The 15,251-nt window shown below is 53.1% G+C and carries 10 protein-coding genes; 7 read left to right on the plus strand and 3 right to left on the minus strand.

Going from position 1 to position 15,251, the window contains the following annotated elements:
• Positions 1-156: 156 nt before the first annotated feature.
• Positions 157-4,125, plus strand: coding sequence for a trifunctional transcriptional regulator/proline dehydrogenase/L-glutamate gamma-semialdehyde dehydrogenase (gene putA, locus I2D83_RS01175; protein WP_205947398.1), 3,969 nt, complete (start codon positions 157-159; stop codon positions 4,123-4,125).
• A 75-nt stretch (positions 4,126-4,200) separates the two neighbouring features.
• On the opposite strand, the gene ppiC is transcribed toward putA, so the two are convergent.
• Entirely contained in the window at positions 4,201-4,482 is a 282-nt protein-coding gene (gene ppiC, locus I2D83_RS01180) for a peptidylprolyl isomerase PpiC (RefSeq protein WP_015842110.1), read from the minus strand.
• A gap of 160 nt (positions 4,483-4,642) precedes the next feature.
• Between ppiC and rep the strand changes: the two genes are divergently transcribed.
• Complete coding sequence (gene rep, locus I2D83_RS01185) at positions 4,643-6,670, plus strand: DNA helicase Rep (protein ID WP_181830517.1); 2,028 nt, start codon at positions 4,643-4,645, stop codon at positions 6,668-6,670.
• 11 nt (positions 6,671-6,681) lie between these two features.
• Here rep and ppx read toward each other — a convergent pair whose 3' ends face one another.
• On the minus strand, positions 6,682-8,178 hold the full coding sequence (gene ppx / locus I2D83_RS01190; RefSeq protein WP_180779381.1) for an exopolyphosphatase: 1,497 nt from the start codon (positions 8,176-8,178) through the stop codon (positions 6,682-6,684).
• 6 nt (positions 8,179-8,184) lie between these two features.
• Positions 8,185-9,477: an ATP-dependent RNA helicase RhlB gene (gene rhlB / locus I2D83_RS01195; protein ID WP_015842107.1), complete on the minus strand. Its 1,293-nt coding sequence runs from the start codon at positions 9,475-9,477 to the stop codon at positions 8,185-8,187.
• Positions 9,478-9,595: 118 nt separating this feature from the next.
• Between rhlB and trxA the strand changes: the two genes are divergently transcribed.
• The 5 genes from trxA to wecB all read left to right on the plus strand — a co-directional run bounded on the left by trxA (position 9,596) and on the right by wecB (position 15,228).
• Complete coding sequence (gene trxA, locus I2D83_RS01200) at positions 9,596-9,922, plus strand: thioredoxin TrxA (protein ID WP_010283883.1); 327 nt, start codon at positions 9,596-9,598, stop codon at positions 9,920-9,922.
• Positions 9,923-10,400: 478 nt separating this feature from the next.
• Positions 10,401-11,660, plus strand: coding sequence for a transcription termination factor Rho (gene rho / locus I2D83_RS01205; RefSeq protein ID WP_180743812.1), 1,260 nt, complete (start codon positions 10,401-10,403; stop codon positions 11,658-11,660).
• 207 nt (positions 11,661-11,867) lie between these two features.
• On the plus strand, positions 11,868-12,965 hold the full coding sequence (gene wecA, locus I2D83_RS01210; RefSeq protein WP_182100867.1) for a UDP-N-acetylglucosamine--undecaprenyl-phosphate N-acetylglucosaminephosphotransferase: 1,098 nt from the start codon (positions 11,868-11,870) through the stop codon (positions 12,963-12,965).
• A 21-nt stretch (positions 12,966-12,986) separates the two neighbouring features.
• Positions 12,987-14,033 carry an ECA polysaccharide chain length modulation protein gene (wzzE, locus tag I2D83_RS01215; protein ID WP_205947399.1) on the plus strand — a complete coding sequence of 349 codons (1,047 nt, stop codon included), beginning with the start codon at positions 12,987-12,989 and terminating at the stop codon, positions 14,031-14,033.
• A 70-nt stretch (positions 14,034-14,103) separates the two neighbouring features.
• The gene (wecB, locus tag I2D83_RS01220) at positions 14,104-15,228 is read left to right on the plus strand and encodes a non-hydrolyzing UDP-N-acetylglucosamine 2-epimerase (RefSeq protein WP_205947400.1); all 1,125 of its coding nucleotides are present in this window, start codon (positions 14,104-14,106) and stop codon (positions 15,226-15,228) included.
• Positions 15,229-15,251 lie beyond the last annotated feature (23 nt).

Genomic DNA, 15,251 nt, shown 5'->3' on the forward strand with positions numbered 1-15,251 from the left:
CGCTGTGTTTTATTGTCATCACTCAGGCCGGAACGAGGTCTGAAGGTGATAAGGGGTTGCAACCGCTCCATTTGTTAACAAGGTTGCACAAAGTTGCAACATGGTCGATATTGACGTTTTCCCGATGTGCATCTTCTAATGACAGGAGTGGACGCTATGGGCTCTACCACGATGGGTGTAAAACTCGATGAGGAAACGCGCGAACGCATCAAGGCTGCAGCACAGCGAATTGATCGTACACCGCACTGGCTGATCAAGCAGGCTATTTTCCATTACCTCGAACGCCTCGAAAGTGGCCTCGACACTCCTGAAACACCGCAATGGGCGAACGTCAGCCACATTGAAGCGGAAGAGATTATGCCGCAATCTCGGGAAGAAGAAACCCACCAACCCTTCCTTGATTTCGCTGAGCAGGTTCTTCCCCAGTCAGTTATCCGCGCAGCCATCACTTCTGTTTATCGCCGACCCGAAAATGAACTGGTGCCTATCTTGCTTGAACAGGCAAGACTTACCGATGAAATGTCGGCATTAACGCAGCAACTGGCTTATCGACTGGCAGAGAAATTACGTAGCCAGAAAGCCGGGAGCGGGCGTGCAGGCATCGTGCAAGGACTGCTACAGGAATTCTCACTTTCTTCTCAGGAAGGGGTGGCGCTGATGTGTTTAGCTGAAGCGCTGCTACGTATTCCTGATAAATCTACGCGCGATGCGCTGATCCGCGACAAAATCAGCCGAGGAAACTGGCAGGCGCATCTTGGTCACAGCCCGTCGCTTTTTGTGAATGCCGCAACCTGGGGGCTATTGTTTACCGGAAAGCTGGTGGCGACACACAACGAGGCGCACCTGTCGAATTCTCTGAACCGCATGATCGGGAAAAGCGGCGAGCCGCTCATCCGCAAAGGCGTGGATATGGCCATGCGGCTGATGGGAGAGCAGTTTGTTACTGGCGAAACCATCGGTGAAGCACTGGCGAATGCCCGTGAGCGAGAGGAAAAAGGCTTCCGCTACTCTTACGATATGTTAGGTGAAGCGGCGCTGACGGAGCATGATGCTGCCGCGTATCTGGCGGCCTATCAGCAGGCGATTCATGCTATCGGCAAAGCCTCGAACGGGCGCGGGATTTACGAAGGGCCGGGCATCTCCATCAAGCTATCGGCGCTGCATCCACGTTATAGCCGGACGCAGTACGACCGCGTGATGGAAGAACTCTACCCGCGTTTGTTGACGCTAACGCTGCTGGCGCGCCAGTACGATATCGGCATCAATATTGATGCGGAGGAAGCCGATCGACTGGAGATCTCACTCGATCTGCTGGAAAAACTCTGCATGGAACCGCAACTGGCGGGATGGAATGGCATCGGGTTTGTCATTCAGGCGTATCAGAAACGCTGCCCGTATGTGATCGATGCGCTGATTGAATTGGCACAGCGCAGCCGTCGGCGGCTGATGATTCGTCTGGTGAAAGGTGCGTACTGGGATAGCGAAATTAAACGGGCACAGGTTGACGGGCTGGAAGGCTACCCGGTCTACACGCGTAAGGTCTATACCGATGTGTCTTATCTGGCGTGCGCCCGTAAGTTGCTGGCCGTACCGAATCTGATTTATCCGCAGTTCGCCACGCACAATGCGCAGACGCTAAGCGCGATCTACCACATGGCGGGCAACAATTACTATCCCGGTCAGTATGAGTTTCAGTGCCTGCACGGCATGGGGGAACCGCTCTATGATCAGGTGGTTGGCACGGTTGCGGACGGTAAATTGAACCGACCGTGCCGTATTTATGCCCCGGTTGGCACCCATGAAACGCTGCTGGCTTATCTGGTGCGACGCTTGTTGGAAAACGGTGCGAATACTTCATTTGTTAACCGCATTGCGGATACCTCAATGCCGCTGGAAACGCTGATCGCCGATCCGATTCGTGGTGTAGAAGCGCTGGCAAAAGTGGAATGGAGTATGGGCGCACCGCATCCCCGCATTCCCCTGCCGCGTCAGCTATATGGTCGAGAGCGGCAGAATTCGAGCGGGTTGGATCTCTCGAACGAGCACCGGCTGGCTTCGCTCTCCAGCACGTTGCTGAGTCACGCGCTTCTGCCGTGGTATGCCGCACCGATGCTTGAGGGAGAAAGCGTGGCGAGTGAAGAAAAGCCCGTGGTGAATCCTGCCGATGTGCACGATGTGGTGGGCTATGTTCGCGATGCCTCCGTGGCGGATGTTGAACTGGCGATAGAAACAGCGGTACATGCTGGCACCATCTGGTTTTCGACGCCACCTGCGGAGCGTGCTGCGATACTGAATCAGGCCGCCTCGCTGATGGAAAGTCAGTTACAGAGCCTGCTGGGCTTGCTGGTGCGGGAAGCGGGGAAATCCTTCAGTAACGCGATTGCGGAAGTGCGCGAAGCGGTGGACTTCTTGCGCTATTACGCGGGGCAGGTACGGGATACGTTCACTAATGATACCCATCGTCCGCTGGGGCCGGTGGTTTGCATCAGCCCGTGGAATTTCCCGCTGGCGATCTTCACCGGACAAATCTCTGCTGCACTGGCGGTGGGAAATAGCGTATTAGCGAAGCCGGCTGAACAGACGCCGCTGATTGCGGCACAGGCAGTACGTATTTTACATGAGGCGGGTGTCCCTCAGGGCGTGCTGCAACTATTGCCTGGTCAGGGAGAAACGATTGGCGCAGCGTTGGTCGGCGATGAACGGGTACGCGGCGTGGTCTTTACCGGATCGACGGCCGTTGCCAAAACGCTGCAACGCAGCATCGCTGGCAGGCTCGATCCACAGGGGCGTTTGACACCGTTGATTGCCGAGACCGGCGGCCTGAATGCGATGATTGTCGATTCCTCTGCACTGACGGAACAGGTGGTGAATGACGTTATCGCTTCTGCGTTCGATAGCGCCGGACAGCGTTGCTCAGCGTTGCGTCTTTTGTGTCTGCAAGACGATATTGCGGATCGCACTCTGACTATGCTGCGGGGCGCGATGGCGGAGTGTCGAATGGGGAATCCTGAACGCTTATCAACCGATATCGGCCCGCTGATTGATGCGGAGGCGAAAGAGAATGTGGAACTGCATATTCAGACGATGCGGGCGCAAGGCCATACCGTGTTTCAGGCCGCGTATCCACAGGATGAAGAGACATGGCGGCACGGGACGTTTGTGAAGCCGACGCTGATCGAACTGGGCAATATAGGCGAGCTGAAAAAAGAAGTTTTTGGTCCAGTTTTACACGTTGTTCGCTATCAAAGCCAGCAGTTGGATACCGTGATTGAGCAAATCAACACGGCAGGATTCGGCCTGACGCTGGGCGTGCATACCCGCATTGATGAAACCATCCAGCGTGTGACAGGCAAGGCAAGGGTGGGCAACCAATATGTGAACCGTAATATGGTTGGTGCCGTTGTCGGGGTTCAGCCGTTTGGCGGTGAAGGCTTATCGGGAACCGGACCAAAGGCAGGTGGGCCGCTTTATCTGTACCGTTTGCTGGCTCATCGGCCGGACGATGCGCTCGCGGCAGGATTTGCGCGGCAGGATCGTGAGCCGTCTCCCGATATTTCTACCCGAACGTCGCAGCTGGCGGGGCTTCAGGCGCTGGAAACATGGGCGATTGCCGGGGAACGTCACGGTTTGGCGACGCTGTGCCAGCGTTACAGAGAAGATAGCGTCAGCGGGATAACGCGACCGCTGCCGGGTCCGACAGGAGAAAGCAATAGCTATACGTTGTTGCCGCGTGAACGGATTTTGTGTCTGGCGGATAACGAGGAAGATCGCTTGATTCAGACGGCGGCGGTGCTGGCAATCGGTGGGCAACTGCTGTGGCCGGAAGGTGAACAGGAGAAAACGCTCTATGACCGATTACCCGCAGAAGTGCAGCCGCATATTCAGTTCACGCCTGACTGGCAGCGGGACGATGTGTCTTTTCATGGCGTCATTTATCACGGAGATGCCGATCGGTTACGGCTGTTGAGTAAAACGCTTGCCGAACGAGACGGTCCGATTATCCTGCCGTTGGGCTACGCGCAGGGGGATACCCACGTTCAGCTTGAACGTCTGCTGAATGAACGTTCTCTGAGTATTAATACCGCGGCAGCGGGGGGGAATGCGAGTCTGATGACAATAGGCTAAGGTATTCAATAGAAAAAAGCGCGCCAAACCAGAAGGTCGGCGCGCTTTTTATGTTCGGGGCATCAGCGTAACGACTTAGTTGCGGTATAGCACCTTGATCACATGGTATCCAAACTGGGTTTTCACCGGACCAAACGGCTTCAGCAATTCGCAGGAAAACACGGCCTTATCGAACGCTGGCACCATGTCACCTTTACGAAATTCACCTAAATCGCCACCGTTGCGTTTTGACGGGCAGGTCGAGTGTTTTTGCGCCAGTTTCTGGAAGTCAGCGCCTTTTTCCAGTTGAGCAAGGATATCGTTAGCCTGCTGTTCAGTGTCTACCAGAATGTGCAAAGCTGCTGCGGTATTTGCCATGTTGTTACCTTTTTTGCAAAAGAGATTCCGGTGCGCAATGTAACATTTGCAACGCAAGATGTGGACTGCGACGTGCTTTCCTTAATAACAAATCCCCGGTCAAGATCGATACGGCTTTCTGCTACAATCGCCTTCCGTTTTATGAGTGAGCAACATCGTTATGCGCTTAAACCCCAGCCAACAGCACGCCGTCGAATTCGTCACCGGACCTTGTCTGGTACTGGCGGGTGCAGGTTCAGGCAAGACCCGCGTTATCACCAATAAAATTGCGCACCTTATCCGTCAGTGTGGTTATCAGGCGCGGCATATTGCTGCTGTGACGTTTACCAACAAAGCGGCGCGTGAGATGAAGGAGCGCGTGGCGCAAACGCTGGGGCGCAAAGAAACACGCGGGCTGATGATTGCGACTTTCCATACGCTGGGGTTGGAGATCATCAAGCGTGAATACGCCGCATTGGGGATGAAATCCAATTTCTCCCTGTTCGACGATCAGGATCAGATGGCGCTGCTGAAAGAGCTGACGGAGCAGTGGCTGGAAAATGATAAGGTTCTGCTGCAACAGCTGATCTCGACGATCTCAAACTGGAAAAACGATCTGATCGATCCTGCCGGTGCGGCAGCGACGGCGCGTTCTGAACGCGACAAGCTATTTGTGCATTGCTACTCGCTCTATCACGAACATCTGCGTGCCTGTAACGTACTGGACTTCGACGATCTGATTTTGCTGCCTACGCTACTTCTGAAGCAGAATGCTGAGGTACGCGAACGTTGGCAGAACCGCTTACGCTACCTGCTGGTGGATGAATATCAGGACACCAACACCAGCCAGTATGAGCTGGTTAAGCTGCTGGTCGGCACCCGTGCGCGTTTCACCGTCGTTGGCGATGACGATCAGTCTATTTACTCCTGGCGCGGGGCACGTCCACAGAATCTGGTGCTGCTGCAGCAGGATTTCCCCACGCTTGACGTGATCAAACTGGAACAAAACTACCGCTCATCCGGACGTATTCTGAAAGCGGCCAATATTCTCATCGCCAATAACCCGCACGTCTTTGAAAAACGGTTGTTCTCGGAACTGGGTTACGGTGATGAGCTTAAAGTGATTACCGCCAACAACGAAGATCATGAGGCGGAACGGGTCGTTGGTGAGCTAATCGCCCATCACTTTATTAAAAAGACCCAGTATGGCGACTATGCAATTCTGTATCGTGGTAACCACCAGTCGCGCCTGTTTGAAAAGATGCTGATGCAGAACCGTATTCCGTATCGCATTTCCGGCGGCACGTCCTTTTTCTCCCGTCCTGAAATTAAAGACTTGCTGGCTTATCTGCGCGTTCTGACCAATCCGGATGATGACAGCGCATTCTTACGCATCGTGAATACGCCCAAACGTGAAATTGGCCCGGCGACGATGAAGAAGCTGGGTGAGTGGGCGGGGCAACGCAATAAAGGCCTGTTTAGCGCGAGTTTTGATCTGGGGCTGAGCCAGTCGCTGACTGGTCGTGGGCTGGAATCCTTGCAACGGTTTACGCAGTGGATGGCGGAAATCGCCCGTTTGGCAGAGCGTGAACCGGTAGCCGCCGTGCGCGACCTGATTCATGGATTGGACTACGAAAGCTGGCTGTATGAAACCTCACCTAGCCCAAAAGCGGCGGAAATGCGGATGAAGAACGTCAATCAGCTATTCAGCTGGATGACGGAAATGCTGGAAGGGTCTGAACTGGATGAGCCGATGACGCTGACGCAGGTGGTGACGCGCTTCACGCTGCGAGACATGATGGAGCGTGGTGAAAGTGAAGAGGAACTGGATCAGGTACAGTTGATGACACTGCATGCGTCCAAAGGTCTGGAATTTCCGTACGTCTTTTTGGTCGGAATGGAAGAGGGACTACTGCCGCACCAAAGCAGTATTGATGAGGACAACGTTGATGAAGAGCGTCGTCTGGCATATGTGGGGATTACGCGTGCACAGCGTGAACTCATCTTCACGCTTTGCAAAGAGCGCCGCCAGTATGGTGAATTAGTTCGCCCTGAGCCGAGCCGTTTCCTGCTTGAATTGCCGCAGGATGATGTGGTGTGGGAAACGGAACGGAAAGTGGTTAGTGCACAAGAGCGGATGCAGAAAGGTCAGGCGAACGTTGCCAACATCCGGGCGATGTTGGCGAAGGCAAAAGGGGAAGGGGAGTAATTTTCTCCCCGTTAAGCTGGAGTTTCTTCCAGCATCAGCGGCCAGTGTACGTAGCTCTGCCAGCGGCTTTCCTGTTCCAGCATTTCTGCCCGTAATGGATGCTGCGCCAGCCAGCCAGCAGGCAGAATCAAACGCAGCGTTTCGCCTTCTACGCGCAATCGTACGGCTGGCAGCGTGTCATCGCGGCGGCGGCTGGCAAAAATAATCGCCAGACGCAACAGGCGACACAGGCGCTGTGCCTGGTTGACCGGCAGCGCGTTCTGCTGACTCAGCGGCATTAAATCGACAGGGTTAATCTGGTTTTGCAGGAGTGTGGCTAACAGCTTCTTCTGGGCTGGCGTAAAGCCGGGGAGATCGCTATGGCGAATCAAATAGGCTGCATGCTGGGGAGACTGGCGAAAATCGATGCTCAAACCGATTTCGTGCACCAGACAGGCACTGCGCAGTAACTCGCGACATCGGTTATCTAACTGCCAGTCACGGGCAACCTGTTGCAGAAAATTGTCCGCCAGCGTACTAACGCGTTTCGCCTGTTCGACATCCAGAAGATAGCGACGTTGCAGCGTTTCCAGCGTGCGATGGCGAATATCCTGATCGACAGGCAGATGCAACATGCCATAGACCAGACCTTCACGCAGCGCTCCGCCTGCCAGCGTCATCGTTTTGATGTCGAGTTCCTGGAAGATCGCCAACAGGATGGCTAATCCGCTGGGAAAAACCAGCGCGCGTTCCAGCGTCAGGCCTTCAATTTCCAACTCTTCCAGCTTATCGCACTGAATCGCATGTTCTTTAAGCTGTCTGAGCTTCGGCAGGGTAATGTACTCATCCATTCCCTGCGCGACCATGATTTCCTGTAGCGCTTGTACTGTGCCGGAGGCACCGACGCAGATTTGCCAACCCTGCTCGCGCAGAGAAGCGGCAACGGGACGCAGCATTTCACGTGCCGCCTGTTCAGCACGTTCAAAATTACCGGCTTCCAGATTGCGATCGCTGAAATAGCGATCCAGCCACGTTACGCATCCCATCGGGAGGCTGATCAACTGGGTCGTTTTTGCGCCAACCCCTGTTGCCAGCTCGGTGCTGCCACCGCCGATATCCACGACCAGACGCGCATCCGGGCCGCCCGTCGTATGTGCTACGCCTTGATAAATCAGGCGTGCTTCTTCTTCACCGCTGATAACCTGAATCGGTAAACCCAGAATTTCCTGAGCCCGTTGCAGAAACTCGTCAGCATTCGTTGCCAGCCGCAGGGTGGCGGTCGCGACGACGCGCACCTGATCCTGCGGGATGTCCTGCAACCGTTCAGAGAACAGTTGTAGACACTGCCAGCCGCGCTGCATTGCGTCCTGCGAGAGCCGATTCTGTTTATCCAGCCCTGCCGCAAGGCGGACTTTACGCTTTATTTTCGCCAGCGTCTGAATGCTGCCTGCGGTTTCCCGGGCGACCAGCATATGGAAGCTGTTCGAGCCGAGATCGATGGCAGCGTAAAGTGAAGAAGAGCTCAGCATCGACGGTTAATCCGCTCGTTTACGGTTATTACGGGGCGCTCCACTGCGGCGCGGCGCATTGTTGTGTCGGCGCGGGCCATTATTGGAGCGCGGTGGGCGCGTTAAACGCTTCGGCGCGGGTAAATCATTCATCAGTGCATCGCTGTTGTATTTGCTGACCGGGATGCTGTGGCCAATATAGGTCTCGATAGCCGGGAGGTTCAGCGCGTACTCTTCGCAGGCCAGGCTGATAGAAAATCCGCTTTGTCCCGCACGGCCAGTACGGCCAATACGGTGAACGTAGTCTTCGCAGTCATCCGGCAGGTCGTAGTTGAAAACGTGGGTCACAGAAGGAATATGTAAACCGCGTGCTGCAACGTCCGTTGCGACCAGAATATCCAGATTACCTTGGGTAAATTCTTCCAGAATACGCAGACGTTTTTTCTGTGCGACGTCGCCCGTCAGCAGCCCAACGCGATGGCCGTCAGCAGCCAGGTGACCCCAGATGTCTTCGCAACGATGTTTGGTATTCGCGAAAATGATGCAGCGATCCGGCCACTCTTCTTCCAGCAGTGTCTGGAGCAAGCGCATTTTTTCTTCGTTGGATGGATAAAACAGTTCTTCTTTAATGCGATGGCCGGTTTTCTGTTCCGGTTCAACTTCCACGTACTCTGCGTTATTCATCTGTTCAAACGCAAGTTCACGCACCCGGTAGGAGAGCGTTGCGGAAAAGAGCATGTTCAGACGCTGTGCTGCTGGCGGCATACGGCGGAACAACCAGCGAATATCTTTGATGAAGCCGAGATCGTACATACGGTCCGCTTCGTCCAGCACGACGACCTGAATCGCGCCCAGATTGATATGGTTTTGTTTGGCGTAATCAATTAGGCGACCGGTGGTGCCGATCAGAATATCAACGCCGTTTTCCAGCACCTTAAGCTGCTTGTCGTAGCCGTCTCCACCGTAGGCTAAACCCAGTTTTAACCCGGTAAGGTGAGACAGCGCTTCTGCGTCAGAGTGAATCTGGACGGCCAGTTCACGCGTTGGTGCCATAATTAAGGCACGGGGTTGATTGGTTTGACGCTCTGCGTTTGCAGGGTGTGAAAGCAAATAATGGAAAGTAGACGCGAGAAAAGCCAGCGTCTTGCCGGTACCGGTTTGCGCCTGACCTGCAACATCACGCCCTGACAGAGCCAATGGCAGAGCTAACGCCTGAATAGGCGTACAGTTATGAAACCCTTTGCTTTCAAGAGCTTCAATAACCTGCGGGTGCAGGGCGAAGTCGGAAAACTTCTGTTCAGTTAAGTGTGTTTTGCTCATAGTGTGGTAGAATATCAGCTAACTATTGCTTTACGAAAGCGTATCCGGTGAAATAAAGTCAAGCCGTTGTTGGTCAATGCTACACCAACAAGGTAGAAATAATCCTGCGGAGTAAAATATGAGCGATAAAATAATTCACCTGACTGATGACAGTTTCGGCACGAAAGTACTGCAAGCTGAGGGCGCTATCCTGGTTGATTTCTGGGCTGAGTGGTGCGGTCCTTGCAAAATGATCGCTCCTATTCTGGATGAAATCGCCGAAGAGTTTGAAGGCAAACTGACGGTTACCAAACTGAACATTGATGAAAACCCGGCAACTGCGCCGAAATATGGTATCCGTGGCATTCCTACTCTGTTGCTGTTTAAAAACGGCGAAGTCGCTGCGACAAAAGTCGGCGCACTGTCCAAAGGGCAACTGAAAGAGTTCCTGACGGCGAATCTGTAATTAGCTTGATACCCTTCAAAAGGGTATTGTCGGCGGGCGCAATCGGGCAATATGCAATTCTCATATTGACTGCTTGCCGCTCGTCGGGAAGCGTGTTAGATTCTTCATCACTGCATATCGTACTTGCCTATGTTTAAGCCCTTAGGCTTAAGCCTGAAAGTTAGAGTCTAAAGCATTATTCTGTGTCGAAATCGAAAAACTCGTTGTTTTATAAAGTAATTTTTACAACGCGATCGTGGTTCGATTTGGGCAGTCTACTAGTTTTATAATACTTGGTTTTATGTGTCTTCGATCTCCTGCCGTTGATTTATGCGGATATCGTTTATGCGGATGTTGTTTTGCGCGGATGTAATGCGCTTCAGGTGTGAAACCAGACAGGAATCCGGTGGTTGAAGGCTGTTATAGAGGCACGGATGATCCTGCCATACCATTCACGTTAATAGTTCGAGATTTACCCCGAGTTAAAGAACCCACCACTATGAATCTTACCGAATTAAAGAATACGCCAGTTTCTGAGTTAATTGCTCTTGGCGAAAATATGGGTCTGGAAAACCAGGCTCGCATGCGTAAACAGGATATTATCTTCGCTATTCTGAAACAGCATGCCAAAAGCGGCGAGGATATTTTCGGCGATGGTGTGCTGGAGATATTGCAGGATGGCTTCGGCTTCCTCCGCTCAGCAGACAGCTCCTACCTCGCAGGCCCCGATGATATCTACGTTTCTCCCAGCCAAATCCGCCGTTTTAACCTCCGCACTGGTGACACCATTTCTGGCAAGATTCGTCCGCCGAAAGAAGGTGAACGCTACTTTGCGCTGCTGAAAGTTAACGAAGTCAACTACGACAAACCTGAAAACTCCCGCAACAAGATCCTGTTCGAAAACCTCACGCCACTGCATGCAAACTCTCGTCTGCGTATGGAACGCGGTAACGGGTCGACAGAAGATCTGACGGCGCGTGTGTTGGATCTGGCTTCGCCGATTGGCCGTGGTCAACGTGGTCTGATCGTTGCGCCGCCTAAAGCAGGTAAAACCATGCTGCTGCAGAACATTGCGCAGAGCATTGCTTACAACCATCCTGACTGCGTACTGATGGTTCTGCTGATTGACGAACGTCCGGAAGAAGTTACCGAGATGCAGCGTCTGGTGAAAGGCGAAGTGGTTGCGTCAACGTTCGACGAACCGGCTTCTCGTCACGTTCAGGTTGCCGAAATGGTGATCGAAAAAGCGAAGCGTCTGGTTGAGCATAAGAAAGACGTTATCATCCTGCTGGACTCCATTACCCGTCTGGCGCGTGCCTACAACACCGTTGTTCCTGCCTCGGGCAAAGTGTTGACTGGTGGTGTGGATGCCAATGCCCTGCATCGTCCGAAGCGTTTCTTCGGTGCGGCACGTAACGTTGAGGAGGGTGGTAGCCTGACCATCATCGCCACCGCGCTGGTTGATACCGGCTCCAAGATGGACGAAGTGATTTACGAAGAGTTTAAAGGTACAGGTAACATGGAACTGCACCTGGCGCGTAAAATCGCAGAAAAACGCGTCTTCCCAGCGATTGACTACAACCGCTCTGGTACGCGTAAAGAAGAATTGCTTACCACCTCTGAAGAATTGCAGAAGATGTGGATTCTACGCAAGATCATCCACCCAATGGGTGAGATCGACGCGATGGAATTCCTGATCAACAAGTTGGCGATGACAAAAACCAACGATGAATTCTTCGATATGATGAAACGTTCATAAATCCGGGCGTTCATCCATTACGGATAACTCGGGGAACGCCACGCTGGGTCGTGGCGTTTTTTTTATCCCCTAATTGATCGGATGTGAAGGGGCTTTCTACTCGGAAGTCGCCGTTATCACTCAATTTGTACTGGCGATCAACGTGGGCGATAGGATATAAGGCGTAAACCGAGTCTATACTGAACAGCTACAGCGCAGCTGTTAACGGTGAACTTACTCACTATGAGTACCGAATTACTATTTATTTTCTTATTTTCTCTGGGCTTTCTTTTTTTTGCTCGCAGCATCGCGGGTAAAATAGGGCTTGTCGATCGTCCCAACTACCGTAAACGTCATCGGGGTCTTGTGCCTTTGGTTGGCGGTATTTCTGTGTATGCGGGTATCTGCTTTACCTACTTTATTACCGACCAATATATCCCTAACTTCCGTCTTTACCTGCTGTGCGCGGGCGTGCTGGTGTTCGTCGGCATTCTGGACGATCGTTTTGATATCAGTGTGAAAATTCGTGCCGTTGTGCAGGCGTTTGTCGCGGTAGTGATGATGGCCTTTGCCGGCTTGACGCTACACAATCTGGGACACATTTTCGGACCATGGCAGATGGCACTGGGGCCGTTTGGTTATCTGGTCACGCTGTTTGCCGTCTGGGCAGCGATTAATGCGTTCAATATGGTGGACGGCATCGATGGGTTACTCGGCGGCTTGTCCAGTGTCTCGTTTGGGGCGATGGGGATTTTGCTGTATCTGAGCGGCCATACGAATCTGGCATTGTGGTGTTTTGCCATGATCGCGGCGACGCTGCCTTATATTCTGCTTAATCTCGGTATTTTTGGGCGACGCTACAAGGTCTTCATGGGGGATGCGGGCAGCACGATGATTGGCTTCACGGCGATCTGGATCCTGATTCAAACGACACAAGGCCCACAGCATCCGATTAATCCGGTAACGGCATTGTGGATCATCGCTATCCCGCTGATTGATATGATCGCCATTATGTATCGGCGCTTACGCAAAGGGATGAGCCCATTCTCACCTGATCGACAGCACATTCATCATTTAATGATGCGCGCGGGGTTTTCTTCCCGCCAGGCATTTGTGCTGATTACGCTTGCTGCCGCCTTGTTGGCTGCGGTCGGCGTGTTGGGAGAATATTTCTTTTTTATACCCGAATGGTTGATGTTGGCATTATTCTTGCTTGCATTTCTACTGTATGGCTACTGCCTGAAACGAGCATGGCGGGTCGCCCGTTTTATCAAGCGAATCAAACGCCGTATGCGGCATTCCGATGAGCAAAAGCAGTCATCCTGACCAAATAATTTTGGGGAAGTAATGAAATCAGAGAACTTGTCTACCGGGAATGCGTTGATTGATAACGAACTGGATATCCGTGGTTTATTTCGTCTGCTGTGGCAGGGAAAGGTGTGGCCGATAGCGTTCGGCCTGCTTTTTGCCGTTGTGGCATTAGGCTATTCCTATCTTGTTAAACAGGAGTGGAGTGCGACAGCGATTACCGACAAGCCGACGGTCAATATGCTAGGGGGGTATTATTCGCAGCAGCAATTCCTGCGTAACCTCGACGCCCGGTCTTTTTCCACTCCTCAGCCAGAGCAACCGTCTATTTCGGCTGATGCTTATGATGAATTCATCATGCAATTAGCGGCTTACGATACCCGGCGCGATTTCTGGTTGCAGACTGACTATTACAAGCAGCGTCTGGAAGGCGACGCGAAAGCGGATGCCGCTCTGCTGGATGACATGGTCAGCAATATTCAGTTTACACCGCGTGACGATGGTAAAAAAACCAATGATTCCGTGAAGCTGGTGGCGGAAACCTCTGCGGATTCCAACACATTGCTGCGTCAATATGTGGCTTTTGCCAGCCAGCGTGCCGCCAACCACCTGAATGAAGAGATCAAGGGGGCCTGGGCTGCCAGAACCATTTTCATGAAGTCGCAGATCAAACGTCAGGAAGCGGTAGCAAAAGCGATTTACGATCGTGAAGTCCGCAGTGTTGAACTGGCGCTGAAAATCGCCCAGCAGCAAGGTATTAGCCGTAGCCAGACGGATACGCCGGCAGACGAAATCCCCGCATCGGAAATGTTCCTGCTCGGCAGGCCGATGCTCCAAGCCCGACTGGAGGCGTTGCAGACCAGCGGTCCACATTACGAACTGGATTACGATCAAAATCGCGCGATGTTAGCGACGCTGAACGTTGGCCCAATGCTTGAGGCCAGTTTCCAGACGTATCGTTATTTGCGTACGCCGGAAGAACCGGTGAAGCGCGACAGCCCACGCCGGGCATTCCTGATGGTGATGTGGGGTGCGATTGGTGCGCTCGTTGGCGCCGGTGTTGCCTTGGCTCGCCGTCGACGCTAACCAACCAGCTTGCTAATGTGCGTTGGGCGCTCGCGAGCGTCTGCGTCTAACCTGATTAAAGAGATTCAATGTGAAAGTATTGACTGTTTTCGGCACCCGGCCGGAGGCCATTAAAATGGCGCCGCTGGTTCATGCTCTGGCTCAGGATGGAGCCTTTGAATCGAGAATTTGCGTAACAGCCCAGCATCGGGAGATGTTGGATCAGGTGCTGCGTTTGTTCGATATTACGCCGGACTATGATCTGGATATTATGCGACCGGGACAGGGACTCAGTGAGATATCCTGCCGGATTTTATCGGGGCTTGAACCGGTCATGGCAGAGTTCAAGCCGGCTCTGGTGTTGGTACACGGTGACACCACGACGACGCTGGCAACCAGCCTGGCGGCCTTTTATCAGCGTATTCCCGTCGGCCACGTAGAAGCAGGATTGCGTACAGGCAATCTGTATTCACCCTGGCCGGAAGAGGCTAACCGTAAACTGACCGGGCATCTGGCGATGTACCATTTTGCCCCGACGGAAAATTCCCGCCAGAATTTACTGCGTGAGCATCTGTCTGATCGGCATATTTTTGTGACAGGGAATACGGTGATTGATGCGCTGTTCTGGGTTCGTGACCGTATTCTCGGGGATGCCGCGCTGCGCCGCAGCCTCGATGAAAAATATGACTTTTTGGACGACAACAAGAAGCTGATTCTGGTTACCGGACATCGACGCGAGAGTTTTGGCGGCGGTTTTGAGCGCATTTGTAGCGCGTTGGCGGATATCGCCCGTCGACACCCTGAAGTGCAAATTGTGTATCCGGTTCACCTCAATCCTAACGTCAGCGAACCCGTGAATCGCATCCTGAGCGGTATTGATAATGTCATGCTGATTGCACCGCAGGATTATCTGCCCTTCGTGTACCTGATGAATCGTTCTTACATGATTTTGACCGACTCTGGCGGCATTCAGGAAGAAGCCCCGTCGTTAGGCAAGCCAGTACTGGTGATGCGTGATACGACGGAACGACCGGAGGCGGTGGAAGCGGGTACGGTCAAGCTGGTGGGGACAGAGGTGGCTAACATTGTCGATGCGGTATCTATGCTGCTAACGGATGACGAGGCGTATCAGGCAATGAGCCGCGCCCACAATCCTTATGGCGACGGTCAGGCCTGTCAACGCATTGTTGAGGCGTTAAAAAATCATAGGCAATGATTTTTAGCGCTGCTTTTGCAGCG

Source organism: Pectobacterium aroidearum (assembly GCF_015689195.1).
Taxonomy (GTDB): Bacteria; Pseudomonadota; Gammaproteobacteria; order Enterobacterales; family Enterobacteriaceae; genus Pectobacterium; species Pectobacterium aroidearum.